The sequence below is a fragment of the Vibrio sp. YT-19(2023) genome, from assembly GCF_033337395.1.
In genome coordinates this window covers 64,421-90,000 of the sequence record NZ_JAWOQN010000006.1, presented here as the reverse complement: position 1 = coordinate 90,000, position 25,580 = coordinate 64,421, and the positions used below count along the sequence as shown (strand labels likewise).

The window sequence follows — 25,580 nt, the reverse complement described above, 5'->3', positions numbered from 1 at the left end:
AATTGTTTTCTTTCTTCACCGATAGCCATCGATATTGCTGATGGCTATTAGGCAATTGAAAGAGAGAAGCATGACTGCTTCGTTAAGCAGAAAGCATCAGTGAATCTGCTTTTGCTTCTAGGTTTGTGCCACCCATTAGGTAATCATCGATAGCACGGGCACATTCGCGGCCTTCATTGATACAACGAACCACCAAAGATTGGCCTGTTCGCATATCACCAGCAGCAAATACGCCTTCTTGGTTAGTAGCAAAATCTTGAGTTGCTACGTTACCGCGATCGTCTAGTGCGATATCCAGTTGAGCAAGTACGCCTGTTGGTTCAGGGTGTAGGAAGCCCATCGCTAGAAATGCCATATCACACGGAATCACTCGCTCGCTGCCTTCAACTTCTTTGAAGCCTGGACGCTCGCCTGGTTTCGCATCTTGCCAAACGATATCAGCCAAACGAAGACCAGTAACTTCACCTTTGTCATTGCCGATGAACTCTTTGGTGAGGATGTTCCAGTGACGATCGACACCTTCCTCATGAGATGTCGAAGTACGCAGGATCATTGGATATTGAGGCCAAGGCATATTGGCAGGACGCTTTTCTGGTGGAATCGGCATGATTTCCACTTGAGTTACACTTGCTGCGCCGTGACGGTTTGATGTTCCCACACAGTCTGAACCCGTATCACCACCACCGATAACCACAACATGTTTACCCGCAGCGTGAATTTCTTCCGTTTTCAGGTCCATGTTATTGGCGCGACGGTTGTTTTGACCTAGGAATTCCATCGCGAAGTGAACGCCTTTTAGTTCACGACCCGGAACGGGCAAATCACGTGGAACCGTTGAGCCACCGGTTAGTAGAACCACATCGAACTCTTGACGCAGCTGCTGAGCATTCACATCAACACCAACATGTTGGTTAACTTTGAATTCAATACCCGCTTCTGCCATTAGGTTGATCTTACGATCAATCACATCCATACCCAGTTTGAAATCTGGGATACCAAAACGTAGCAGACCGCCTACTTTCTCGTCTCGCTCGAATACCGTCACAGTATGGCCAGCGCTGTTTAGCTGCTCTGCTGCCGCAAGGCCAGCAGGGCCCGAACCGATGATCGCAACGGTTTTGCCAGTTCGAGAGCGTGGTGTTTTTGGTTTGGCGTACCCTTCACGATACGCCGTTTCCACGATGGTTTTCTCGATATTACAGATAGTGATTGGATCTTGGTTGATACCAAGTACACAAGCACTTTCACACGGAGCAGGGCAAACACGACCAGTGAACTCTGGGAAGTTATTGGTTGAGCTTAGAATGTTCCATGCTTCTTCCCAGCTATCACGATAAACCGCGTCGTTAAACTCTGGGATGATGTTACCGATAGGGCAGCCGTTATGACAAAACGGCACACCACAATCCATACAACGAGAAGCTTGAGTATTGATTTTGTCACCAAACTCCTCGTTCAGGACGAACTCTTTGTTGTTCTTGATGCGTTCAGCTGGGTCGATCTTCTGTGGTAGTTCACGACCATGCTCTAAAAATCCAGTAGGCTTACCCATTATACGGCCTCCACTTGAGTTTCGTTTCCTTGAGACTGTGCTTCAGCTTTACGCTTTTGAAGAACCGCTTTGTAGTCACGCGGCATTACCTTAACCATAGAGGCTAGGCTTGCTTCAAAGTTGTCTAGGAAAGACTGAGCGACTTCACTTCCTGTGAATTGAACATGCTTAGTTAGCATGTCGAGTAATAGATCTCTGTCTTCTTGCTCGATTGGATCTAGGTCTACTAGCTCTGGGTTCAGTTTTGACTCAAAGTCACCTGATTTATCCCATACGTAAGCCACGCCGCCACTCATACCTGCGGCAAAGTTACGACCTGTTGAACCAAGGATAATTGCTGCACCGCCAGTCATGTATTCACAACCGTGGTCACCGACGCCTTCTACTACTACTTTCGCGCCTGAGTTACGAACACAGAAACGTTCACCAGCCATACCGCGAATGAAAGACTCACCCGAAGTTGCACCGTAGAAACACACGTTACCAACCACGATGTTGTCTTCCGCGACAATGCTTGATTTCGCATCTGGGTAAAGTACTAACGTACCGCCAGATAAGCCTTTACCCCAGTAGTCGTTCGCGTCGCCTTCTACTTCGAACTTCACGCCCTTAGCGAGGAATGCACCGAATGACTGACCCGCAGAACCTTTGAACTTCACATTCATTGGCTGAGGTAGACCCGCATCTTTGTACACTTTCGAGATTTCGTTCGACAGCATGGTACCTGCAGAGCGGTCCGTATTGACGATAGGGAACTCGGCATTCACCGCTTCGCCTTTCTCGAGTGCAGGAATCGCTGCTTGAATCAGCTTGCGGTCTAGCACTTCTTCTAGGTTGTGGTTCTGCTGAGCTTGGTTGAATACACCATCAGCTTCACGTGGTTGCTCAACGTGGAGAACAGGAGACAGATCTAGGTTCTTGTATTTCCAGTGAGAAACGTCTTGGCGAATCTTCAGCTTCTGACCTTGACCGACCATTTCATCGATAGTGCGGAAGCCAAGTTCAGCCATGATTTCACGTAGACCTTGTGCCATGTATTGGAAGAAGGTTACGACGTCTTCAACGCGACCATCAAAGCGCTCGCGAAGCGTCTTGTTTTGAGTTGCGATACCAACAGGACAAGTGTTCTTATGACACTTACGCATCATGATACAACCTTCAACCACTAATGCTGCGGTTGCCACGCCCCATTCTTCTGCACCAAGTAGTGTTGCCACTGCAAGGTCACGAGGTGTCTTCATCTGACCATCTGCTTGAACCACGATACGGTTACGTAGACCGTTCTTCAGTAGCGTTTGGTGCGTTTCTGCCAAACCAAGTTCCCAAGGAAGACCGGTATGACGGATTGAAGACATTGGTGATGCACCAGTACCACCGTCGAAACCTGCGATTAGTACAACGTCCGCTTTCGCTTTCGCTACACCAGAAGCGATCGTACCTACGCCTGCTTCTGATACCAGCTTCACGTTTACGCGACCCGCGCGGTTCGCGTTCTTCAAGTCGTAGATAAGCTGAGCCAAATCTTCGATTGAGTAGATATCGTGGTGTGGCGGTGGCGAGATAAGGCCTACGCCTGGAGTCGAGTGACGCGTTGCACCGATCCAGTCATCTACTTTATCGCCTGGTAGCTGACCACCTTCACCTGGCTTCGCACCTTGAGCCATTTTGATTTGCAGTTCTTCAGCGTTAGTTAGGTAGTAAGAGGTTACGCCGAAACGACCAGAAGCCACCTGTTTGATTGCAGAGCGTTCCCAATCGCCGTTCTCTTTGCGCTCGAAACGCATTGGATCTTCACCACCTTCACCAGAGTTCGATTTCGCGCCAAGACGGTTCATCGCAACAGCTAGTGTGGAGTGTGCTTCGTAAGAAATAGAACCGAATGACATTGCACCGGTCGCGAAGCGTTTCACGATGCCTTCAATTGGTTCGACTTCGTCGATAGAGATAGAACCTGCTGGGTTCTTAATGAATTCTAGCTGGCTACGCAGAGTTACTGCGTTGTCACCTTGTTTATCTACGGCTGTCGCGTACTGCTTGAACTGATCGTAGTTCTTGTTGCGCGTAGACTCTTGCAGTAGAGAAATGGTTTCTGGGTTGAATAGGTGCTTCTCACCACGCTGTTTCCATTGGTAAACACCACCAACATCCAGCATTTGAATTGGGATTTCGCGTTGTGGGTAACCGATGCGGTGACGGATAAGTACTTCTTTGGCGATATCATCAAGGGTTAGACCTTGGATACGAGAAACCGTCCCTGTGAAGTATTTGTCGACCACGGATTTGTGGATACCCAATGCTTCGAAGATTTGCGCACCATGGTACGACTGTAGCGTTGAGATACCCATCTTCGAGAAGATCTTCAGAAGACCGCCATTGATCGCTTTACGGTAGTTGTTGAACAGATCACGAGGGTTCGCTTCTGGATCCAACTTCTTCGTACGTTGAAGTTCAATGATGGTTTCAATCACTAGGTAAGGGTTAACCGCATTCGCACCGTAACCAAGTAGCGTTGCAAAGTGGTGCGTTTCACGCGCGTCACCAGTTTCAACCACGATGTCGCACTTCGCACGTAGACCTTTACGGATCAAGTGGTGGTGCACTGCGCCAACTGCCAGCATTGCTGGGATCGCCGCGTGGTTTGAATTCACTGCGCGGTCAGTGAGTAGGATGATTGAGTAACCATCGATAACCGCGTCTTCTGCGTATTGGCAGATACGTTTTAGTGCGCGCTCAAGCTTGCCTTGATCTTCACTAGCTTGGAATACGATATCCAACGTTTTCGCTTGTAGGTGCTCGTTATCGATCGCACGCAGTTTTTCAAGCTCAGAGTTGGCTAGAACCGGCGATTCTAATTCGACTTTCTGACAGTGAAGTGGTGTTTCAGTCAGAAGGTTTTGGTCTTTACCCAAGTAAGTGTTCAGCGACATAACCATGCGCTCACGGATCGGGTCGATCGGTGGGTTGGTTACCTGTGCGAACAGCTGCTTGAAGTAGTTAGAAAGATGTTGAGACTGATGAGATAGAACCGCAAGAGGCCAGTCGGCACCCATAGCTGATAATGGTTCTTTCGCGTCATTCGCCATTGGAACGATGATTTCGTTCACTTCTTCAGTGCTTACGCCAAACGCTTGTTGGCGGTGTAGAAGGTGTTCTGGCTTAGGTTGGCTGAACTGGTTGCTCGCATCTGGCAGCTTCTTCAAGCTCAGTAGGTTTTCTTCTACCCACTTCTCGTAAGGCTGCGCTGTTGCGATGGTGTCTTTCACTTCTTCATCAGAGATGATTCGACCTTGTTCTAGGTCTGCAACGAAGATACGACCCGGTTGTAGGCGACCACGGAACTCAACGTTTTCTGGTTCTATATCCACAACACCAGATTCAGATGCCATCACTAGGAAGTTGTCTTTGGTCACTGTGTAGCGAGAAGGGCGCAAACCGTTACGGTCTAGTGTCGCACCAACTTGAACACCATCAGTAAAACATACTGAAGCAGGACCATCCCATGGTTCCATGATGTTCGCGTGGTACTGATAGAACGCGCGACGTTTAGGATCCATGTTTTTGTTTTCTTGCCATGCTTCCGGGATCATCATCATCAATGCGTGTGGCAGGCTGCGACCAGAAAGAACTAGGAGCTCAAGTGCCATATCGAAGTTAGATGAATCCGAGCTGCCTTCCTGACAGATGGGAAGAAGCATGTCGATTTCAGCCTGAGTAAACAGGTCTGATTCTAGGATTGCTTCACGGGCTTTCATCCAGTTCAAGTTACCGCGAACTGTATTGATTTCACCGTTGTGGGCAATGTAACGGAAAGGCTGTGCAAGACGCCATTTCGGGAAGGTATTGGTAGAGAAACGAGAGTGTACCAGTGCCAGTGCAGTCACCATGGTCGGGTTTTGTAGATCAAGGAAGTACTGAGGTACTTGCTCGGTAGTTAACTGACCTTTGTACACCAATGTCTTGTAAGACATGGAGTTAATGTAGAAGTCGTCACCAATGTTCGAAACGCTTTCTAGGCAAACACGTACAGTATAGTTACGAAGTACGTACAGTTTGCGCTCTAGCTCTTCAGGTGTGATGCCCGGGCCACCAGAGATAAACACATGCTCAAACTGAGGCTCTGTGCTTAGTGGGTCTGCACCGATCATTGAGTTATCGGTTGGCAATACGCGGTAGCCGATAACTTCAAGATCTAGACGTTGTGCGTTACGTTCTAGAATGTCACGGCATTGCTCGCGTTTGTATTCGTCTTTCGGGAAAAGAACGACACCAACACCATACTTTTCAAACGAAGGCAGTTTAATGCCTAGCTTAACGGCTTCTTCTAATAGGAATTCATGAGGTTTTTGTAGCAAGATACCCGCACCATCACCGCTGCATGGGTCACAACCTTGACCACCACGGTGTTCCATGCGAGCCAGCATATCCAATGCTTGAGTCACTACTTCATGAGATTTACGGTTTTTAAGGTGAGCAACAAAACCGATACCACAAGCGTCATGCTCCAGTTCCGGAGTGTACAGACCCTGTGGATTTTGCTCTCTATCTACCATAGATACATCCTTCCAGTTCAATGTCGACGCAAAAGTACCGGGCAGCAAATACTACCTAGACTATTGATTACGTCTTGTCCTTTATATTTATTATCGCCACCGATCTAGGTTGACCGGTCTTGATTCCTTTCCGTATCTCGCAGGAAAAGTTTTGCGAGAAAAACAATCCTTGGTGGTATCCCTTTATTTATTATCACTATCTAGTGATTTATATAGGTAGGAGTGGGATAACACCGACAAATCCCGCAGTGTGCTTTGTAATAAAAGTCACAAAAATAACGGGGTTGTGTAAGTATCCTACAATTTTGTCACTTCAGAATGCAATGAAAAACTCGGCGTTGTGACCCAATTTTTTCGTTTAATTATGCATTTTTAGTTTAACATTTACGCAACATGAACGATTTTTGTCTTTAATTATGCAAGTTTATTGATTTTGACCCGCATGATGGGTGTTTGAATTGATTAATATTGTGTGTTTTTTCTTGCAGGGATGTAATTTATTTACACAGATCGTAGTGAGATTGATTACGATTTATTGTTGGTGAGAATTTATGCAGTTACATGAGTTGGTCAATACAATCGGCCAAGATCTTCAGCGTCGATACGGTGAAAAGGTTCATAAGTTAACATTGCACGGTGGATTTAGTTGCCCTAACCGCGATGGCACGATTGGTCGGGGAGGATGTACATTTTGCAATGTTGCTTCGTTTGCAGATGAAGAAGTCCAGATAAAAAGCATTCACGAACAGTTAAAAGATCGCGCAGGTGAAATTCACAGAGCGAAGAAGTATCTCGCTTATTTTCAGGCCTACACCAGTACCTATGCCGAAGTACAAGTTCTCAAAAACATGTATGAGGAAGCACTAAAGGCTGCAGACATGGTTGGTCTTTGTGTGGGGACGCGTCCTGATTGCGTCCCTGATGCGGTATTGGATTTACTGTCGGGCTATGTACAGCAAGGTTATGAAATTTGGCTAGAACTAGGTCTTCAAACCGCCAACAATGACACCCTAAAACGTATCAATCGTGGTCATGACTTTGAGTGTTATGCCGAAATCACTAAGCGTGCGCGAACACTCGGAATCAAGGTTTGTACTCACTTAATTGTGGGTTTACCCAAAGAAACCCGCGCCGAAAATATTGAAACGCTGCAAAAAGTGTTGGCCGTGGGAACGGATGGCATCAAGTTACATGGCTTGCATATTGTCGAAGGTAGCACCATGGCGAAAGCTTGGCGTGCTGGAAAGCTAGAAGCCCCTGAATTAGAAGAATATGTTGCGATCGCCAGTGAAATGATTCGTATGACACCACCAGATGTGATTTATCATCGCGTTTCATCAGCAGCCAGGAGGCCCACGTTATTATCGCCTCTGTGGTGTGAAAACCGTTGGCTAGCGATGACGGAAATTGGTCGAGATCTCAGTGCTCATGGTGCTCAAGGGAGTCTTACGGGGAATACCTTTATCTATACTAAACCGGAATTAATAGCAGATCGCTCAATAAATAACTGATATATTTTAACCAGTGTTCTTTGAAGGTTTAAACGATGGATCAGTTACTCAATTGGCTTTGGGGTGGTCAAGGCGGTTATGGCTATGTCGTCTTGTTGTTAATCGCAGGCGTGTGCGCGTTAGCACTGATCTATTTGCACTTTCAGACGTCACTTAAGCAACTAGTAACGGATTCTCCCTATCCAGTCATAGTGGTGGACACTAGCCATGCTCAGCTCTTGCTATCTAACCGGGCTGCGATGCAGTTATTAGGCATTCGCTCTTTGGGAACGGGATATTTGTATCCTGCTTTATTCGATATTCATGAGCTTGAGCAGTTTCTCGATCGCTTCTCTAGTCGTCATTTTCGTCAGCAGGCTTTTGACTGGCGACTATCTGATAGTGAATCTATTAAAGTGGAGCTGTCAGGCAGAAAGAGTTTATTGCGCAATCATCGAGTTTGGATTCTTTATGCTCAGCCATATCAAGCCACTCACCAAGAGCAGCAACAAGAACTTGCCCAATTAATCATCGCACGTTCGGCATTAGACTCACTTTCAGAGCTGATTTGTACCCAAGACCGCCAAGGCAATCTATTAACGACCAATCGAGCATTTGATCAATTCTGGCAAGGGCGAAGGGAAGAAGCTTGCGCATCCAAGGCCTTGGGTGAGATGACCAGAAAAAGCGAACGTAAATGGACAACGGATCCACAAGGTCGAAGTTGCTTACTGGAAGTCAATCAAAACTCTCTTGTTTCGCCGAGTGGTGAGCTTATCGGTACGCTGTCTATTAGTCATGACGTGACTGAATGGCACAAGATGCAACAGAATCTGCGAGATGAAATGGAGCGTCGCAAAGATACAGAGGTGGCGCTAGCGCAAAGAGATACTATCTTACAAACGATTCTGGATGCCAGTCCGGACTCTATTGGTATTTTCAATGAGAACATGGTCTATCAAGCGTGTAATCAGCCTTTTGTTAAGGCGTTAGGCATTTCAAAAATTTCTGATTTGATAGGTAAGCGCCTCCAAGACGTGATTCCTAAAGAGATGTACGCGCGCTTAGCAGACAGTGACTTAGAAGCATTACGCCAGTTAGAGCCAGTTCGATACATAGATAAAGTCGTGAGTAGTGATGGTAAAAGTACGTGGTTTGATGTGGTGAAATCGCCTTTTAAAGATAAAGCATCAGGAACGAATGGTGTGCTGATCATGGCGCGTGATATTTCTGAGCGTTATCTTGCAGAACAAAAGTTGGAAAAAGCCAACCTAGAGTTAGAAAAATTGAGCTTTATGGATAGCTTAACTCAAGTATCGAACCGACGCCGTTTCGACGAACAACTGCAGGTATTGTGGTACCACCACGCTCGAGAAAAGCTGCCGCTCACCATCATGTTATGTGACATCGACTTTTTCAAAGATTACAACGACTGTTACGGTCACCAACAAGGTGATGAAGCGTTAGTCAGTGTCGCTACCGTGTTTACACAAGTCATCAATCGTTCTTCGGATTGTGTTGCGCGTTATGGTGGCGAGGAGTTTGGTTTTATCTTGCCGAATACCACCACGGAAGGTGCGCGCAACGTAGCACAGCGTATTCATGAGAAAATTCTACAGCTTGATATGGAACACGACAGTTCAGAAGCATCTGAACGCCTTACCGTCAGTATCGGTCTGGTCTCTTACATTCCTCAGCATGGTGATGAACCCGAAATGGGCATCGCTATGGCTGACAGTGCGTTATACCAAGCTAAAGCTGATGGACGTAATCGCACCTGTATTCACCCCAGTTCTTGCTAACGCTTTGTGACCGCTTGCTCTAAGTTGATAGCTGATTGTTTAAATCACCGTATTAAACACGTTAAACTTACAGAAGCCTGTGCGCTCGTTGGTTTATCTTTCTATCTCGTGTCACAAGCGCAGATCGCACCGTGTGTTTTTCACTAATCAAACAGACCTAAATTGCGTTAGGTCGAGTGCATTTACCTGTTTTTCATCATCGAATGGCGCTATCTAGCCACCACCATGGAGTAGTTAATGAAACCCATGAAAAACCTCGCCCAGTATTATGTCGACTTGCTAGTCAAACTGGGGATTGTTCGCTTCTCTATTTTGCTAGCCCTTGCGCTGGTGGCATTAGCTGTTGTGGTGCAGGTAGGGATTACTTTAGCTCTCAAAGGGCGAGTAGATGATATCGACATTGTCCGTTCGGTGTTTTTTGGTCTATTGATCACCCCTTGGGCGGTTTACTTCCTCTCTGTGGTTGTCGATCAACTAGAAGAGTCTCGCCAGCGTTTAACTAAGCTGGTGTCCAAACTGAAGGACATGCGTTCGCGAGATCAAGAGCTGAATTACCAACTTCAACAAAACATTGAAAAGCTTAACCAAGAAATTGAAGAGCGTATTAAAGCGGAAGAAGCACGTGAAGAGGCGATGCAAGACCTCGAAAATGAGGTGTTCCAACGCGAACGTACTCAATTAGAGTTGGCAGAACGTACCGCATTACTGCGTTCATTTATTGATGCCTCACCAGACTTAATTTACTACCGCAATGCGGATGGTGTTTTCTCTGGCTGTAACCGCGCGATGGAAGAGCTAACGGGCAAGAAAGAGCACCAGTTAGTCGGATTAAGCCCTTGGGATGTGTATAGCAAAGAAATCGCCGAGCATATCGTTGATACTGACCAAAAGGTTTTTGCCGATAATCAAGCAATTACTTACGAGCAATGGCTCGAATACCCAGATGGTCGCAAGCATTACTTTGAGCTGCGTAAAGTGCCATTTTACAGCAAAGATGGCCGCCACCTTGGTCTCGTTGGGTTCGGTCGTGATATCACTGAACGTAAGCGCCATGAAGAGTCGTTAGAGAAAGCAAGCCGCGACAAAACTACCTTCATCTCAACCATCAGTCATGAGCTGCGAACGCCGCTGAATGGCATTGTAGGCTTAAGTCGTATGCTTCTAGATAGTCCGTTGACAGAAGAGCAGCGTAAACACATGCAGACCATCAATGTGAGTGCGATTACTCTAGGTAACATCTTCAACGATATTATCGATATGGATAAATTTGATCGCCGTAAGTTAGAACTATTACCTGCGCCACTTAACTTCGAAGACTTCGTCGCAGAGATTGAGAGTATCTCTGCTCTGATGGCGGAACAAAAAGGGTTACGCTTTGACTTAGAACGTTTAAGCGACTTGCCAAAAGCAATTGAAGTGGATGCAACCCGTCTACGTCAGGTGATTTGGAACTTGGTCAGCAACGCAATGAAGTTCACCAAAGAAGGTGGCGTTGTGATGACAGTGAGCGCGGATGTCGAAGACGATTTTGCGACCATTATTATGGAAGTGGAAGACACTGGTATTGGTATCCCAGACGAAGAGCTAGATAAGATCTTTGCGATGTACTACCAAGTGAAATCAGGCAAGGACAACCTGCATGCGGTCGGTACAGGTATTGGTTTGGCGGTATCTAAGCAACTGATCAATATGATGGATGGTGACATTACGGTTACCAGTGAGGAAGGCTTTGGTAGCACTTTTACTGTATCGATCCACGTTCCGATTGTTGAACTAGCTGAGCCAGTCATTGATGCGAAACGCGACAATGTGCGCCTCAACATATTTATGGTCGAAGACATCGAGCTTAACGTAACTGTGGCTAAATCGTTACTTGAGAGCCTAGGGCACTCTGTCACCGTGGCAATGACGGGCCAAGAAGCGTTAGTGAACTTTGTGCCAGAAAAATACGACTTAGCGTTGTTGGATATCCAACTGCCTGATATGACGGGCTTTGATGTCGCCAATTATTACCGCAAGCATTATAACAATCTTCCTCCATTGGTCGCCTTAACTGCTAATGTAATGAAAGATCGTCGTGAATACTTAGATAACGGCATGGATGATGCGATCAGTAAGCCGCTGGCAGTGAATGCTATTCAGTCAGTGATTGATAAATTCTTCGCTCACCAGTTAGAACAACCTAAGGAAGTGGTGAGCGGTCCCGAAACAGTGGAAGAGCCAGTGCCTTCTCCTGTGATTGAGACACATTTGCTCGATATGGATATGTTAGAGTCTTACGTCGACATTGTTGGTGCAAAACCTGTCTACGACAGCATAAAAATGTTTGAAGATATGATGCCAGACTATATCGATGTCTTAGATTCGAACATGACAGCGAAAGATCAAGATGGGATTGTTTCTGAAGCGCATAAAATCAAAGGTGCTGCAGGTTCAATTGGCCTGAAACGTATCCAAAGTGTGGCGCAAAAAGCGCAATCGCCCGATATGCCTGCATGGTGGGAAAACATTTCAGACTGGGTTGAAGAGATCAAAAATGAATACCAAAACGATATTCAAGTCCTCAAAAGTTGGTTGGAACAAAGGAAATAACATGAAAAGAATCGCACCATTGGCGTTAGTCATGGCATTGATGGCAGGCTGTAGTTCCGTTCCAAATGTGAATTGGCAACAAAACAGTCAGATTACGATTAATGAGGTTAATGTTGAGCTCAAAAGTAATTTATGGGTGAACCTCATGCCGAATATTGGGGACGTGGAAGAGCAAAGTATTCAAGGTGCACTTTACCTCGAAGGAGATCAGTTACTTCCTGCAAATCTAACGGCAGAAGCTCTTATTATTAAACAGGGGCAAAAAGAGTGGTTGGTGGACAGTGCGTCTTTAGATACTCGAACGCACAGTGAAAGCCGATGGGAGGTGGCGTTCTCGTCTCACATTGATGTGAACACAGAAAAATCGGTTGATATCGCAGTGCTTCTAGACGATGCGGGTAAACAGCGTTGGTTAGTCGAAAAGTACGTGAAGATTAACAAGGTTTATTAACCGCAATGATGTTGCATTAGTCGTTAGACCTAAAACAAAAAGGGCTTGCTCAATGAGCAAGCCCTTTGCATATTAGCGGTTAAATCTAGTCTTCTAGATCGCCACAGAAGCGGTAACCTTCGCCGTGGATAGTGGCGATGATTTCTGGCGTACCTGAAACAGACTCAAAGTGCTTACGGATACGACGAATCGTTACGTCTACAGTACGGTCGTGTGGCTTAAGTTCACGACCAGTCATCTTCTTAAGAAGATCTGCACGAGTTTGAATCTTACCCGGGTTCTCACAGAAGTGCAGTAATGCGCGGAACTCAGAGCGAGGTAGCTTGTAGCTATCACCAGCAGGGCTTACTAGAGAGCGGCTGTTGATGTCTAGTACCCAACCGTTGAATTCATACTTTTCTACCGAGCGCTTCTCTTCTTGCACCGCGTTAGAGCTCATTGAGCGACTAAGTAGGTTACGTGCACGAATAGTTAGTTCACGTGGGTTGAATGGTTTAGTGATGTAGTCATCTGCACCAATCTCAAGACCTAGGATCTTGTCTACTTCATTGTCACGGCCTGTCAGGAACATTAAAGCAATGTTCGCTTGCTCGCGTAATTCACGCGCTAGTAGAAGGCCATTCTTGCCTGGAAGATTAATGTCCATAATAACCAAGTTGACTGAGTTATCAGACAACACTTGGTGCATCTCTTCACCGTCACTGGCTTCAAAAACAGCGTATCCCTCTGCTTCAAAAATACTCTTAAGAGTGTTACGAGTTACTTGCTCATCTTCAACGATAAGAATCTGCGGGGTTTGCATTGGCGGTACCTAAATTTGTGACAAAATTGTGCTAATAGAATAAATTCTAGGCAAAAATATAACATACAGGTAATGTGATTTTGATAATAAATCAAGTTGATCAAAAAAACACTTCTTTCAGTTATCCGCCCTCCATGGAATTTTGCCAACTCACCAGTATCCAATGGCGACGTTTATTCTAAAGGGCTTGTTTACCTTTCATTTCCTGCTTTCAGTGGGGCCTGAAACGTAAACACCCTAAGATATTGAGCGGATTTTATATTGTTAACAGCATGCTAACAATGCTCAAATGTTAATTCCATTCAGTTTGTTGATTTATATCAATTGATGAAATGTAACTGTTATTAATCGTTTAAGACTTATGATAGAAAAAAGTAATAAGAACATAGACGCATCGTTATGGAATGCTTATTCAGAATCTTTTTTCAGATTCGAAGCCGAGTGGCGTGTTTCAAACTATGCTGTGATAACCGCTTGGAACCCATACAGTAACTTGAGGTCCAAAGAAGAGAACAGCATAAACAATCACGCGTTAGAAAAACAGCTACAGCACGTTAATTACGCGCCTGTCACGGTAGGTGATAGCGCTTTTACATGGTATGAGGAAAGCTTTGCCGTCGAGTTGTCGCCAGAGGTAGCCGTTGAATTGGCGAGTGACTTTCAACAAAACGCGATTTATTACGTCATTAATGACCAACTTTATCTTATTGCGTGCTCGCAGCCGAAAGTTTTTCATACGTTAGGCTCCATTAAACCTCGGCTCGTATAGAAGGTATAGAAAAGGATACTGCTCACTGAAGCACCGCTTGGGTGAGAAAATTCACGGAGGAAATATGAGAGACATTACACCCGATATTTGTGACCAATTTGAAGACCAAGTGAGCTTGCTTACTTTACCATTGCAGAACTTTGGTCAACGTAGCGCTTTTTACGGTGAAATCGTTACGGTGCGCTGCTATCACGATAACTCGAAAGTGCGTGAAGTACTGGGCGAAGATGGAACGGGTAAAGTATTGATTGTTGACGGACATGGATCGTGTCAGAGAGCATTACTCGGCGATCAATTAGCGATACTCGGAATAGAAAATGGGTGGGAAGGTATCATTGTCTATGGTGCAATACGCGACGTAGCACAAATATCTCAAATGGACATTGGCGTTCAAGCTCTTGGAACTAACCCGTTTAAAACAGAGAAACGCGGGATAGGAGAGGTAAACGTAACCTTAACGATGCAAAGCCAAATCGTTCAACCTAAGCACTACGTTTACGCGGACTGGAACGGTGTGTTGATTTCTAAGCAAAAGCTGGACTTCTAAAAACGAAAGCCTAAACCAACCTCAAAGCCTTGTTGCCAATCTTGGTAATCAAGAGTCGCGTGAAGATCCAGTTTATCGGTAATTTTTACGCGACTTGATACTTCAGCCGCGAGGCTACTGTCGTCTTGGCGAATACCTTCCGCTGTTTCGTTCTTGTAAGAGCGAACTGTACTTTTCAGCGTGACACGATCATTAAAGTGATAGCTGATCCCACTCAAAAAACCACTTTGATTTTTGGTAGGAGAGTTATTGACTCGCGCACCGACATAAACGTCTACCGAATCAAAAAGTTCGTAAGCGTAACCCGTATCGATATTCCAAACATCAAAACTGTCAGACTGATAACTGTCGCTGGAAATGAATAGTTTATGAGGAGAAGGGGATGTTTTGCCTGGAAGCGGCGGAAGCTCGTTTGCTAGACAAACACCAGGCACAAAAAACAGCAACAGAAAAAGCCCTCTTTTCATGTTCACCACTCCTTGTGTCAACTTTTTTATTAGTATGCGCCCAAAGCTTCTGACTATTAAAGCATAGAATATGAAAGCTAGCTCACCTATTTTCTAAATAATTCGATCCTATGAACATAAGTCACAGTTAAGTTGTTGTTATGTGTCACAACCCTCTCGAATTATTTGATCGTACGTTTTATGGCAAAGATCAGACTAGTTATTAGATAAAAAACCGAACTGGTGATGATGGTTAAGTCCTTTACAAAAACTAACTGTAGATTTTTAAATGATCAATAATGTGTAATTAACTATAAATATCAATGACATTGCTTAGCAGAATTCTCTGAAAGATGGAAAAACAAACAATTTTTTGTTGACTATGTATCAGAAACTCGGTAAACGTAGAGTTAAGCAAACACAATTAACGTTGAATATTTATTTATGCCATCTAACAGCCTAGTAGTAATGACCACGACCATTATTATTACCGACACGACACATGTTGGGGCAGGCTGCTGAGCGAAAGAAATTCACAAAAAAGGCCTGTATCCAACAAGATACAGGCCTTTTTTTATGCTTTTTTATCCAGAATTTAGACAAATTTAAGAAGATATACCGGAGGAAGGGATGCGAGTATTGAAGTTTGGCGGATCATCACTAGCTGATGCAGATCGCTTTTTGAGAGCGGCAGACATTATTGCCAATAACGCTCAACAAGAAGAAGTGGCGGTTGTTCTTTCCGCTCCTGGTAAAACAACAAACAAATTGGTTGCGGTCATTGAAGGCGCATTGCGCAATGGTGAAGCAGAACTACAAATCAAAGAGTTGGAGGAGTCGTTTAAAACGCTCTTCACTCAAGTCCAAGCAGTACTACCCAATATCGATGGTTCAGCTTTCGATAACCAAGTGAAAACTTCTCTCTCTCAATTACGCCAATTCGTTCATGGCATCAATCTTCTTGGCATGTGCCCAAACAATGTTAATGCACGTATTATTAGCAAAGGCGAACGCGTTTCGATTCAATTGATGAAAGCGGTGTTAGAAGCCAAAGGCCAGCCTGCACATCTTATCGACCCAGTTGAATACCTATACGCAAAAGGTGATCACCTTGAAGCCATGGTCGATGTTGAAGTTTCGACTCAGAACTTCCGCCAGAATCCTCTTCCTCAAGGTCATGTGAACATCATGCCTGGCTTTACCGCAGGTAACGAGAAAGGTGAATTGGTAACACTTGGTCGCAATGGCTCTGATTATTCGGCGGCGGTTCTTGCGGCGTGTCTGCGCGCAGATTGCTGTGAGATCTGGACAGACGTAGATGGTGTGTACAACTGTGACCCTCGCTTAGTCGAAGATGCTCGCCTACTTAAATCTCTTAGCTATCAAGAAGCGATGGAGCTTTCTTACTTCGGTGCTTCCGTTCTGCACCCGAAAACCATCGCCCCAATCGCACAGTTCCACATCCCATGTCTGATCAAAAACAGCTTTAACCCACAAGGTGCAGGAACTTTGATTGGGCAAGACACTGGTGAAGACAATCTGGCGATCAAAGGTATCACGACGCTAAACGACCTAACTATGGTTAACGTCTCCGGCCCAGGTATGAAGGGTATGGTTGGCATGGCAAGCCGCGTATTTGGCGCAATGTCTTCCGCTGGTGTGTCTATTGTTCTTATTACTCAGTCTTCTTCTGAGTACAGCATTAGCTTCTGTATTGAGGCAGAAGATAAAGCAAAAGCGCAACAAGTACTGGCCGATGCGTTTGAGTTGGAACTGAAAGATAGCTTATTAGAGCCGGTCGAGTTTATTGATAATGTTTCAATCATAACGTTGGTTGGTGACGGCATGCGTACATCGCGCGGTGTTGCATCTCGCTTCTTCTCATCTCTTGCTGAAGTGAACGTAAACATTGTAGCCATCGCACAGGGCTCATCTGAGCGTGCTATCTCAGCCGTGATTCCTGAAGATAAAATCTCTGAAGCGATCAAAGCGTGTCACGAAAACCTATTCAACTCTAAGCACTTCTTAGACGTATTCGTGGTTGGTATTGGTGGCGTTGGTGGTGAGCTGGTGGATCAGATCGAGCGTCAACAGGCGAAGCTTGCGGAAAAAGGCATCGTTATTCGCGTGTGTGGCTTGGCAAACAGCAAAGGTCTTCTGCTTGATAGTGAAGGTCTGCCACTCGATCATTGGCGTGATCGTATGTCGGCAGCGACAGAAGAGTTCAGCCTAGCGCGTTTGATTTCTTTGGTTCAACGTAACCACATCATCAACCCAGTATTGGTTGACTGTACATCAAGTGAAGATATTGCGAATCAATACGCTGATTTCCTAGCTGCTGGTTTCCATGTCGTTACACCAAATAAAAAAGCAAATACAGCAAGCATGGCTTACTACCATCAGCTTCGCGATGTTGCGCGCAGCTCTCGTCGCAAGCTGATGTACGAAACAACTGTGGGGGCGGGTCTACCGGTAATCGAAAACCTGCAAAACCTAATCTCAGCGGGTGATGAGCTAGAGCGCTTCAGCGGTATTCTTTCTGGCTCTCTGTCATACATCTTCGGTAAGTTAGATGAAGGTATGAGCCTAAGTGAAGCAACTAATATCGCAAAAGAAAATGGTTTTACTGAACCGGATCCTCGTGATGACCTTTCTGGTATGGATGTCGCGCGTAAGCTTCTGATCCTAGCTCGTGAAGCAGGCATGTCTCTAGAACTAGAAGACGTTGTGGTTGATCAAGCACTGCCACCAGGTTTTGATGATTCTGGTAGCGTTGATGAATTTATGGCGCGTTTACCTGAAGCAGACGCCTACTTTAAAGAATTATCTGCAAAGGCAGCGGAAGAAGGCAAAGTACTGCGCTACGTTGGTGAGATTAATGAGGGCAAGTGCACAGTAAGCATCGCTGCGGTGGATGAAAACGATCCAATGTATAAAATCAAGGACGGTGAAAACGCACTGGCATTTTACAGCCGTTACTATCAGCCAATCCCACTAGTGTTACGTGGCTATGGTGCAGGCACCGAAGTAACGGCTGCGGGTGTATTTTCTGACGTGATGCGTACTTTAGGTTGGAAACTAGGGGTATAACAATAATGAGTTCAAGTGATATGGATGTAGTGGTTTATGCCCCAGCATCAATTGGTAATGTAAGCGTTGGCTTTGATGTGCTGGGGGCTGCCGTGTCTCCAGTGGATGGCACACTATTGGGTGACCGTGTATTGGTGAAATCTGGGGCTGACCCGTTCAGCCTTAAAACGGCGGGTGATTTTGTTGAGAAATTGCCAACTGAACCAAAAGAGAACATCGTCTACGACTGTTGGCTTGTGTTTGCTCGTGAGTTAGACAAAAAAGGCGTTGAGCTAAAACCACTTGAGATGACGCTAGAAAAGAACATGCCAATTGGCTCTGGTTTAGGCTCAAGTGCATGTTCTATCGTTGCTGCATTAGATGCATTGAACCGATTCCATGGACAGCCACTTAACGAGACAGAATTACTAGCGCTGATGGGAGAGATGGAAGGCAAGATCTCTGGTGGTATTCACTACGACAACGTTGCGCCATGTTACCTTGGTGGTGTGCAACTGATGCTTGAAGAGTTGGGTATCATCAGTCAAGAAGTACCTTGCTTTGATGATTGGTACTGGGTGATGGCGTATCCGGGTATCAAGGTATCAACGGCGGAAGCGCGTGAGATCCTACCATCTCAATACCGCCGACAAGATATCATTGCTCATGGTCGCCACCTTGCGGGCTTTATTCATGCGTGTCATTCTGGTCAGCCAGAACTTGCTGCAAAAATGATCAAAGACGTGATCGCAGAACCGTATCGTGAGAAACTGCTTCCAGGTTTTGCGAATGCACGTCAATACGCAGCGTCTGCGGGTGCATTGGCAACCGGTATTTCTGGCAGTGGTCCGACACTGTTCAGTATTTGCAAAGAGAAAGATGTCGCTGAGCGAGTTGCTCGCTGGTTAGAACAAAACTACGTACAAAACGAAGAAGGATTCGTCCACGTTTGTCGTCTAGATAAGCAGGGTTCGAAAGTAACAGGAAGTGAGCTATGAAGCTTTACAATATAAAAGAAAATGATGAACAAGTTTCCTTTGGCCAAGCCGTTCGCCAAGGGTTAGGCCGTAACCAAGGTCTATTTTTTCCATCGGAATTACCAAAATTTGAAGATATCGATGCGCTGCTTGCAGAAGACTTTGTCTCTCGTAGCACTAAGATTCTATCGGCGTTAATTGGAGATGAACTTACAGAGGAGCAAGTGAATGCCCTTGTTGATGCTGCGTTTCAATTCCCTGCGCCTATCAACCAAGTAAAAGACGGTGTTTATGCACTGGAACTGTTCCATGGTCCAACGCTTGCGTTTAAAGACTTTGGTGGTCGCTTTATGGCGCAATCTCTTGCTGCGGTTTCGGACGGCGGCAAGATCACCATTCTGACGGCAACGTCTGGCGATACTGGCGCAGCCGTTGCGCATGCTTTCTACGGTATGGAAGACATCAATGTTGTGATTCTTTACCCGAAAGGAAAAATCAGCCCACTGCAAGAGAAGTTATTCTGTACGCTTGGTAAAAACATTCACACTGTCGCGATCGATGGCGACTTCGATGCGTGTCAGGCACTGGTTAAGCAAGCTTTTGATGATTCAGCACTGCGTGAAGAGATCGGTCTGAACTCTGCAAACTCAATCAACATCAGCCGTTTGATGGCGCAAATCTGTTACTACTTTGAAGCAGCTGCGCAAATGAGCAAGCAAGAGCGTGAAAACCTAGTGGTATCAGTACCAAGTGGTAACTTTGGTAACCTAACTGCTGGTCTACTGGCAAAAGCGCTGGGCTTGCCTATCAAACGCTTTATCGCGGCAACTAATGCCAATGACACTGTTCCTCGCTACCTAGAAACAGGTAAGTGGGAGCCAAAACCAACAGTCGCAACAACATCGAACGCGATGGACGTGAGCCAACCAAACAACTGGCCTCGTATTGAAGAGCTGTGCCGCGTGAAAGAGTGGGGCTTGGAGACGTTAGGTAAAGGCGCAGTATCTGATGAGCAAAGCGCACAGTCAGTGAAAGATTTACATGCTCTAGGCTACCTATGCGAACCGCATGGTGCGATTGCTTACCGAGTGCTTGAAGAACAATTGCAAGACGGTGAAACCGGTCTGTTCCTATGTACTGCTCACCCTGCGAAGTTCAAAGAAGTCGTGGATGATATTCTAGAATCCGATATCGAGCTTCCTGCGCCACTAGCGAAGCACGCTGCGATGGAGCTGCTATCGGAAGAGCTCGACGCAGACTTTGACGCATTGAAACAAGTACTGCGCCGCGTGCAGTAAGCTTCAAAGTATAGTAAGTATCAAAAACAGAAATAACGAGAGGTGAATGAGTAATCATTCACCTTTTTTATTGTCGGTAAGTTTTGACTCTCTTTATGATTGAGAAACGAACTTAACTAAATGAGATGGAAAGAGAAGCATGCATTTTTTGATTTTTCTTGGCTCAGTGAGAGACAGCACGCCACCACGACCAGCCCGTTTAGGAATGCGAGTCAGTAAAGCGTGTGAAAAACTCATCGCGAGTCAACATTCGCAACATACGGTCGAAATCATCGACCCTTTGAATTACGACTTTGATGATGTGTTTAAGCCCGAGTTTGCTTATCACCGCTCTAAAGTTCCGCAGAACCTAAGTGAGCTGGCAGACAAAATCAAACATGCGGATGGGTATGTGATGGTTAGCCCGGAATATAACCATTCGATGAGTCCTGCTCTGGCGAACACGCTTAACCATTTCGGCAGTTCGCTGTTTTCTTACAAGCCGAGTGCTATCGTGACCTATTCTGCCGGACAATGGGGTGGTGTTAGAGCTGCCGTTTCTATGCGTACCTTCTTATCTGAACTTGGATGTCTACCTGTCTCTGCGATGATCCACATTCCGAAAGCGCAAGAAGTGTTTGATGAACAGGGCGTTGCTGAGGATGAGTCGGAGCAGACGCAGTGGGATAACTATATGAATCGCACTATGCATCAATTGATTTGGTGGGCTGAAGGGGCGTCACTGCAAAGAGATAGGCGTGATCCAACCTCTTTAGCGCAAGCGTTTCAGAAAGATCCTTCGCAAAGAAATGCACCTTAGAGGCGAGTTGCTTTCCATTATAGAAAGGGTTTAGAAGGATTCTGAAACAAAAAAAGCTTGGTCATTGCAGACCAAGCTTTTTAAATTCTAGCGAGCTAGTTTACTGAGAGATTATAGAGTCTCAGTAAAAGTACGAGCGATTACATCACGTTGTTGCTCTGGAGTTAGCGAGTTAAAACGTACTGCGTAACCAGAAACACGAATAGTTAGTTGTGGGTATTTCTCTGGGTGTGCAACTGCATCTTCTAGTGTTTCGCGTTTAAGCACGTTCACGTTTAGGTGTTGGCCGCCTTCGATACGAGGAGCAGTTTCGATTGCAACTTCACGGCTTTCGTATTCACCTAGGTCGCTGATTGCGATAACTTGGTCTGCTTCGTAGCCAGCAGTTGCAGCAACACAGCGAGCTTCATTTTTTTCGCTATCTAATAGCCAGATAGAGTTTAGTAGGTCGTCGTTTGCCGCTTTTGTAATTTGGATACCTTGGATCATCACTATCTCCTAGACCACTTACGTGGTGATTATTTTCGAATTTTCGTTGAGCTGAGTATTATATAGCTAATATCCACTATTTTAATATTGATTTAAGTCAAAAAACAACCAAAAACATTATTTTTATTAAGGTGATTTTATTGAGTTAAATCAATAAAACCTTTGAAAACAAACTAATTACAATTTATTTGAGAATATAAAAAATATTTAATAACTGGTTTTGTTGTAAATTTACTACAAATTGAGATTAAAGTTTAAACTGGTTAACGCAACTATCTGTATTTAGGTAGCAATACTGAAAGTCTAAAGTGATTAAATGACAAACATGAAAAACAAGCTTGGGAATAAACTCATTGGTGCACATGTCTCTGCTGCTGGTGGGGTCGATCAAGCTCCGTTGAGAGCTCGTGAAATTGGCGCGAATGCCTTCGCACTATTTACAAAAAACCAACGCCAGTGGGTGGCGAAGCCTTTAGAAGCAAAAACCATCAGTGCGTTTAAAGCGAACTGTAAAATGCTGGGTTTCGGAGCAGAGCATATTCTTCCCCATGATTCTTATCTGATTAACTTGGGTGCGCCGGAAGAAGAAAAGCTGAATAAATCCCGCGCGGCATTTATTGATGAAATGGAGCGTTGTAATCAGTTGGGGCTGACTTTGCTTAACTTCCATCCGGGCAGTCACCTAAAGAAAGTCTCTGAACAGGAGTGTCTCGCGACGATCGCCGAGTCGATCAATCTTGCGCATAAAGCGGTGCCGAATGTGATCGCTGTTATCGAGAATACGGCAGGTCAAGGCACTAACTTAGGCTGGAAGTTTGAGCACCTAGCTGAAATCATCGAGCAAGTGGAAGATAAAGATCGTGTCGGCGTTTGTATTGATACCTGCCATACCTTTACGGCTGGTTATGACTTACGTACAAAAGAAGATTGCGAGCGCACCTTTGCAGAGTTCGACCGTATCGTAGGTATGCACTATTTAAGAGCAATGCATCTAAATGATTCAAAAGTAGAGTTTGCCAGCAAAGTAGATCGCCACCATTCTCTAGGTAAAGGAGAGATCGGGTGGGATTGCTTTGAGTACATCGCGAAAGACCCTCGTTTTGATGGTATCCCTCTGATTTTGGAAACAATTGATCCAGATATTTGGCAGCAAGAGATCAACACGTTGCGTCAATTCCATTTAGCGGCCATTGACAGTTAATGGCGTAACCACAAAGTTGGCACCTTTCTTTCTTAGTCATTGAACATCAATCTCTGAATTAGCAAAGAAGGATGCCAACATGTCTCGACCATTCTCTTTTACTCCTTATACTTACACTCGTCGTGTGCTTCGCTTACCGATGCCTAATCGTCACATTACCGGACAGGGGCATTTTCGAACGCCACAGAAGCATTAGTCTTTTATTACTTGTCTCAAGTTCGTGGTAAGTTTTTGTTTGTTTGAGTTTCGCTCGTTAGAATAGAAGCAAAATTTAGGACAGGAACTTTCCATGAATCAGTCACCCACTTGGCACGATGTGATCGGCGAAGAGAAAAAGCAGAGCTACTTTGTAGACACCTTGAATTTTGTTGAAGCCGAACGCGCCGCAGGCAAAGCTATTTTTCCTCCCGCAAAAGATGTCTTTAACGCGTTTCGTTTTACCGAGTTCAAAGACGTTAAGGTCGTGATTCTAGGACAAGACCCATACCACGGCCCAAATCAGGCGCATGGCCTGTGTTTCTCTGTACTTCCTGGCATTAAAACGCCACCGTCACTGGTTAATATGTATAAAGAGCTGGCGCAAGATATTGAAGGTTTCCAAATCCCTCAGCATGGTTTTTTGCAAAGCTGGGCTGAACAAGGCGTATTGTTACTCAATACGGTATTAACGGTGGAGCAAGGTAAAGCGCATTCACATTCAAAGACAGGTTGGGAAACGTTTACTGACCGAGTGATTGAAGCCATTAATCAGCATCAAGAAGGTGTAGTGTTCTTGCTGTGGGGGTCACACGCGCAGAAGAAAGGGCGCTTTATCGATCGCAACAAGCACCATGTGTTAGCTGCCCCACACCCATCGCCACTTTCTGCACATCGAGGCTTTTTCGGTTGTAAGCATTTCTCTCAAGCAAACCAGTTGCTTACATCACAAGAAAAAGCACCAATTAACTGGCATTTGCCATTAACTGTATAAATGAAGAGACAGCGATCATGGATGCTATGATCGCTGTTTTTTTGAGCACGCTCGAGGCTGATAGTAAATTTCTCATGTACACTTACTAAAAGTAGGTGTTAAGGAGAGACGCTATGATGATCGAAAGAATTCGACGCGAACATGGTTATATGGTTCGTCTGTTGGCGATACTGCGCCATAAGCTTAATGAGATAAAAAAAGAACGTGTAATCAACTATGCGTTAGTAAGCGAGATTGTTGATTACCTCTCTAATCATTCGGAGAAAGTACACCACCCGAAAGAAGATATCCTCTATCACCACTTTCTTGAACACTATGGTAAGCAACAAACCATGGAAAATTTAGAGAAAGAACATCTAGAGTTAGCGAGTAAAACCAGAGAGTTTTCATCCGTGATAGAGATGATCCTTCAGGATGCTGTTGTGCCACAAGACATGTTCGTCGCTCACCTAGAAGATTTCATTGAATCGCAAAGGCGCCACTTGGAGCTAGAAGAGCGAAAAATTTTGCCTCTCATTGAAGAGTTATTTACCACAGAAGATTGGCAGCATGTCGAGAGCTTATGGAGCGTCAGTGAGGATGACCCTGTATTTGGTGACACGATTGCTGATCGTTATAAGCAGTTGGCCGAACGTGTTCGTCAAAGTGATACTGAGTATGTTTAAGACTGAATGATGAAACCTGAGCGAGCGAAAGTCGTATCTCGGGTTTGTGAGATACATTTCTTATTTATTGGGAATCAACCGAAAATTTCGTGTGCATATTTTTCGGCAAAAAGTACGGAAGATTCTCATTGAGTAATAATGGTATTCATACTTAAACCTTGGTACATAAACTCACGGTGTTTACGGTCACTGTAAACAAAAAACAAAAGGCACCCGTAAGGTGCCTTTTGTTTGAATTAGAGTTTAATGTCTTCCAAGTTATAATCGGTACAGACATCAAGTTCGCGCAGCTCTTTAAGCAAATTGCGTCTGTCGTTCATCTCTTCTATTTCACGCCACTTTCGCTTTACTGGTTTGGCACGAGATTTGGTTGTTGAGGTAGTATCCAGATTAAAAATGTCATCTAGTTGAAAGCCTTCCATAAGCCACCTTTACCTTTCTTAAGCTAAACTGTTGTAACCAGTCCTTGTGGAGTTTTTTAAGTACCACAATAGCCGTGAGAATAACCATGATATATTTCGCATTTGTGTCGGTAGCATGACATTTTCGTGCAAAAATATTCTCAAAATCACACTTTTTATTGCAACGATGTGGATAAAAAATGCACAAACGATCTCAAGAAAACGATTAAATAGAGAGATTTTCTATGTTAATTCGATTTGATGAATGGGTGTACTGCGCAAAGGTTAAAGTTGCATAAAATCAGTTTGATGAAATAGTGTTCAATTAGATGGTAAGTCACTAGCGTAAATTTATGTAACACCTTGTGAATACTAGCTTGTTCTTGTTTATACGGTTTACCATTCCATTTAATGAAGAATAATTATTTATGTTGGTGTTTGGTAATTGAAATGTTGCGCAGTTTGAGTGTTAAGTCTTCTATTTATGTTATTTTTTGGTGACTTTATAGTGAAAAATAACAATGTTATTCATGTTGTTGCATATTGATTTTTGCGCTCCTAGGTTGCATTATCCGCCCGTCAAAAAATACGCTGGTACGTAAAATGGATGCATGAAGCGACGTTTACGATTCTAGATTGCCCATAAACATTACTTAAAAAGCTAAGCACACTTTGACACTTAGCAGGCAATTTGGTGGATGGCTAGGACG

20 protein-coding genes and 1 other annotated feature are annotated in these 25,580 nt (G+C 44.8%); of the genes, 14 read left to right on the top strand and 6 right to left on the bottom strand.

Going from position 1 to position 25,580, the window contains the following annotated elements; all coding sequences use genetic code 11:
- Positions 1 to 82: 82 nt before the first annotated feature.
- Together R7E78_RS06355 and gltB are read right to left on the bottom strand one after the other, a co-directional pair.
- A complete protein-coding gene (locus R7E78_RS06355) occupies positions 83 to 1,552 on the bottom strand; it encodes a glutamate synthase subunit beta (RefSeq protein WP_005381831.1) in 1,470 nt (489 codons plus the stop codon).
- Positions 1,552 to 6,102, bottom strand: a complete 4,551-nt coding sequence (gene gltB, locus R7E78_RS06350; RefSeq protein WP_318057764.1) for a glutamate synthase large subunit — start codon at positions 6,100 to 6,102, stop codon at positions 1,552 to 1,554. Before gltB ends, R7E78_RS06355 begins: the two co-directional genes overlap by 1 nt.
- Positions 6,103 to 6,653: 551 nt before the next feature.
- Between gltB and R7E78_RS06345 the strand changes: the two genes are divergently transcribed.
- The 4 genes from R7E78_RS06345 to R7E78_RS06330 all read left to right on the top strand — a co-directional run bounded on the left by R7E78_RS06345 (position 6,654) and on the right by R7E78_RS06330 (position 12,437).
- Complete coding sequence (locus tag R7E78_RS06345) at positions 6,654 to 7,613, top strand: TIGR01212 family radical SAM protein (protein WP_017633631.1); 960 nt, start codon at positions 6,654 to 6,656, stop codon at positions 7,611 to 7,613.
- A 35-nt stretch (positions 7,614 to 7,648) separates the two neighbouring features.
- Positions 7,649 to 9,394: a GGDEF domain-containing protein gene (locus R7E78_RS06340; protein ID WP_213969655.1), complete on the top strand. Its 1,746-nt coding sequence runs from the start codon at positions 7,649 to 7,651 to the stop codon at positions 9,392 to 9,394.
- 237 nt (positions 9,395 to 9,631) lie between these two features.
- Positions 9,632 to 11,986 (top strand): aerobic respiration two-component sensor histidine kinase ArcB, encoded by a 2,355-nt coding sequence (gene arcB, locus R7E78_RS06335; RefSeq protein WP_005381826.1) that lies wholly within the window; start codon positions 9,632 to 9,634, stop codon positions 11,984 to 11,986.
- Position 11,987: 1 nt separating this feature from the next.
- Positions 11,988 to 12,437 carry a hypothetical protein gene (locus R7E78_RS06330; RefSeq protein WP_054574283.1) on the top strand — a complete coding sequence of 150 codons (450 nt, stop codon included), beginning with the start codon at positions 11,988 to 11,990 and terminating at the stop codon, positions 12,435 to 12,437.
- An 85-nt stretch (positions 12,438 to 12,522) separates the two neighbouring features.
- Here R7E78_RS06330 and arcA read toward each other — a convergent pair whose 3' ends face one another.
- Positions 12,523 to 13,239, bottom strand: a complete 717-nt coding sequence (gene arcA, locus R7E78_RS06325; protein ID WP_005381824.1) for a two-component system response regulator ArcA — start codon at positions 13,237 to 13,239, stop codon at positions 12,523 to 12,525.
- A 361-nt stretch (positions 13,240 to 13,600) separates the two neighbouring features.
- Between arcA and R7E78_RS06320 the strand changes: the two genes are divergently transcribed.
- Together R7E78_RS06320 and R7E78_RS06315 are read left to right on the top strand one after the other, a co-directional pair.
- Entirely contained in the window at positions 13,601 to 14,008 is a 408-nt protein-coding gene (locus R7E78_RS06320) for a DUF3293 domain-containing protein (protein WP_005381823.1), read from the top strand.
- Positions 14,009 to 14,072: 64 nt separating this feature from the next.
- The gene (locus tag R7E78_RS06315; protein ID WP_318056285.1) at positions 14,073 to 14,555 is read left to right on the top strand and encodes a putative 4-hydroxy-4-methyl-2-oxoglutarate aldolase; all 483 of its coding nucleotides are present in this window, start codon (positions 14,073 to 14,075) and stop codon (positions 14,553 to 14,555) included.
- Here R7E78_RS06315 and R7E78_RS06310 read toward each other — a convergent pair.
- Positions 14,552 to 15,022: a hypothetical protein gene (locus R7E78_RS06310; protein WP_005381821.1), complete on the bottom strand. Its 471-nt coding sequence runs from the start codon at positions 15,020 to 15,022 to the stop codon at positions 14,552 to 14,554. The genes R7E78_RS06315 and R7E78_RS06310 overlap by 4 nt on opposite strands.
- Positions 15,023 to 15,445: 423 nt before the next feature.
- Here R7E78_RS06310 and thrL point away from each other — a divergent pair, with 423 nt between their 5' ends.
- From thrL to R7E78_RS06285, 5 genes are all read left to right on the top strand, one after another.
- The gene (thrL, locus tag R7E78_RS06305; RefSeq protein WP_074192076.1) at positions 15,446 to 15,523 is read left to right on the top strand and encodes a thr operon leader peptide; all 78 of its coding nucleotides are present in this window, start codon (positions 15,446 to 15,448) and stop codon (positions 15,521 to 15,523) included.
- Positions 15,459 to 15,578 (top strand) — a sequence feature (Thr leader region). It overlaps the preceding gene by 65 nt.
- Before the next feature lie 53 nt (positions 15,579 to 15,631).
- Entirely contained in the window at positions 15,632 to 18,091 is a 2,460-nt protein-coding gene (gene thrA, locus R7E78_RS06300; protein WP_017821509.1) for a bifunctional aspartate kinase/homoserine dehydrogenase I, read from the top strand.
- A 20-nt stretch (positions 18,092 to 18,111) separates the two neighbouring features.
- Positions 18,112 to 19,068: a homoserine kinase gene (thrB, locus tag R7E78_RS06295; RefSeq protein WP_017635074.1), complete on the top strand. Its 957-nt coding sequence runs from the start codon at positions 18,112 to 18,114 to the stop codon at positions 19,066 to 19,068.
- Positions 19,065 to 20,345 (top strand): threonine synthase, encoded by a 1,281-nt coding sequence (gene thrC, locus R7E78_RS06290; RefSeq protein ID WP_005381818.1) that lies wholly within the window; start codon positions 19,065 to 19,067, stop codon positions 20,343 to 20,345. Before thrB ends, thrC begins: the two co-directional genes overlap by 4 nt.
- Before the next feature lie 139 nt (positions 20,346 to 20,484).
- A complete protein-coding gene (locus R7E78_RS06285) occupies positions 20,485 to 21,144 on the top strand; it encodes an NADPH-dependent FMN reductase (RefSeq protein WP_248524759.1) in 660 nt (219 codons plus the stop codon).
- Positions 21,145 to 21,255: 111 nt separating this feature from the next.
- Here the strand turns inward: R7E78_RS06285 and grcA are convergent, their stop codons facing one another.
- Positions 21,256 to 21,633 carry an autonomous glycyl radical cofactor GrcA gene (gene grcA / locus R7E78_RS06280; protein ID WP_005381814.1) on the bottom strand — a complete coding sequence of 126 codons (378 nt, stop codon included), beginning with the start codon at positions 21,631 to 21,633 and terminating at the stop codon, positions 21,256 to 21,258.
- A 316-nt stretch (positions 21,634 to 21,949) separates the two neighbouring features.
- Here grcA and nfo point away from each other — a divergent pair, with 316 nt between their 5' ends.
- From nfo to R7E78_RS06265, 3 genes are all read left to right on the top strand, one after another.
- Positions 21,950 to 22,834, top strand: a complete 885-nt coding sequence (gene nfo, locus R7E78_RS06275; protein WP_017821508.1) for a deoxyribonuclease IV — start codon at positions 21,950 to 21,952, stop codon at positions 22,832 to 22,834.
- Between the two features lie 289 nt (positions 22,835 to 23,123).
- A complete protein-coding gene (ung, locus tag R7E78_RS06270) occupies positions 23,124 to 23,804 on the top strand; it encodes a uracil-DNA glycosylase (protein WP_005382846.1) in 681 nt (226 codons plus the stop codon).
- Between the two features lie 113 nt (positions 23,805 to 23,917).
- Positions 23,918 to 24,469 (top strand): hemerythrin domain-containing protein, encoded by a 552-nt coding sequence (locus tag R7E78_RS06265; RefSeq protein WP_017821507.1) that lies wholly within the window; start codon positions 23,918 to 23,920, stop codon positions 24,467 to 24,469.
- Between the two features lie 236 nt (positions 24,470 to 24,705).
- Here R7E78_RS06265 and R7E78_RS06260 read toward each other — a convergent pair whose 3' ends face one another.
- A complete protein-coding gene (locus R7E78_RS06260) occupies positions 24,706 to 24,891 on the bottom strand; it encodes a DUF3545 family protein (RefSeq protein ID WP_005381805.1) in 186 nt (61 codons plus the stop codon).
- Positions 24,892 to 25,580: the final 689 nt, after the last annotated feature.

Excerpts from the sequence above, each read along its gene's own strand:
- grcA (WP_005381814.1), bottom strand. The coding sequence starts at position 21,633 with ATGATCCAAGGTATCCAAATTACAAAAGCGGCAAACGACGACCTACTA.
- R7E78_RS06315 (WP_318056285.1), top strand. The coding sequence starts at position 14,073 with ATGAGAGACATTACACCCGATATTTGTGACCAATTTGAAGACCAAGTG.
- R7E78_RS06320 (WP_005381823.1), top strand. The coding sequence starts at position 13,601 with ATGATAGAAAAAAGTAATAAGAACATAGACGCATCGTTATGGAATGCT.
- thrC (WP_005381818.1), top strand. The coding sequence starts at position 19,065 with ATGAAGCTTTACAATATAAAAGAAAATGATGAACAAGTTTCCTTTGGC.
- R7E78_RS06330 (WP_054574283.1), top strand. The coding sequence starts at position 11,988 with ATGAAAAGAATCGCACCATTGGCGTTAGTCATGGCATTGATGGCAGGC.
- thrA (WP_017821509.1), top strand. The coding sequence starts at position 15,632 with ATGCGAGTATTGAAGTTTGGCGGATCATCACTAGCTGATGCAGATCGC.
- R7E78_RS06260 (WP_005381805.1), bottom strand. The coding sequence starts at position 24,891 with ATGGAAGGCTTTCAACTAGATGACATTTTTAATCTGGATACTACCTCA.
- R7E78_RS06340 (WP_213969655.1), top strand. The coding sequence starts at position 7,649 with ATGGATCAGTTACTCAATTGGCTTTGGGGTGGTCAAGGCGGTTATGGC.
- gltB (WP_318057764.1), bottom strand. The coding sequence starts at position 6,102 with ATGGTAGATAGAGAGCAAAATCCACAGGGTCTGTACACTCCGGAACTG.
- R7E78_RS06355 (WP_005381831.1), bottom strand. The coding sequence starts at position 1,552 with ATGGGTAAGCCTACTGGATTTTTAGAGCATGGTCGTGAACTACCACAG.
- ung (WP_005382846.1), top strand. The coding sequence starts at position 23,124 with ATGAATCAGTCACCCACTTGGCACGATGTGATCGGCGAAGAGAAAAAG.
- nfo (WP_017821508.1), top strand. The coding sequence starts at position 21,950 with ATGACAAACATGAAAAACAAGCTTGGGAATAAACTCATTGGTGCACAT.
- R7E78_RS06345 (WP_017633631.1), top strand. The coding sequence starts at position 6,654 with ATGCAGTTACATGAGTTGGTCAATACAATCGGCCAAGATCTTCAGCGT.
- thrL (WP_074192076.1), top strand. The coding sequence starts at position 15,446 with ATGCCATCTAACAGCCTAGTAGTAATGACCACGACCATTATTATTACC.
- R7E78_RS06265 (WP_017821507.1), top strand. The coding sequence starts at position 23,918 with ATGATGATCGAAAGAATTCGACGCGAACATGGTTATATGGTTCGTCTG.
- arcA (WP_005381824.1), bottom strand. The coding sequence starts at position 13,239 with ATGCAAACCCCGCAGATTCTTATCGTTGAAGATGAGCAAGTAACTCGT.
- thrB (WP_017635074.1), top strand. The coding sequence starts at position 18,112 with ATGGATGTAGTGGTTTATGCCCCAGCATCAATTGGTAATGTAAGCGTT.
- arcB (WP_005381826.1), top strand. The coding sequence starts at position 9,632 with ATGAAACCCATGAAAAACCTCGCCCAGTATTATGTCGACTTGCTAGTC.
- R7E78_RS06310 (WP_005381821.1), bottom strand. The coding sequence starts at position 15,022 with ATGAAAAGAGGGCTTTTTCTGTTGCTGTTTTTTGTGCCTGGTGTTTGT.
- R7E78_RS06285 (WP_248524759.1), top strand. The coding sequence starts at position 20,485 with ATGCATTTTTTGATTTTTCTTGGCTCAGTGAGAGACAGCACGCCACCA.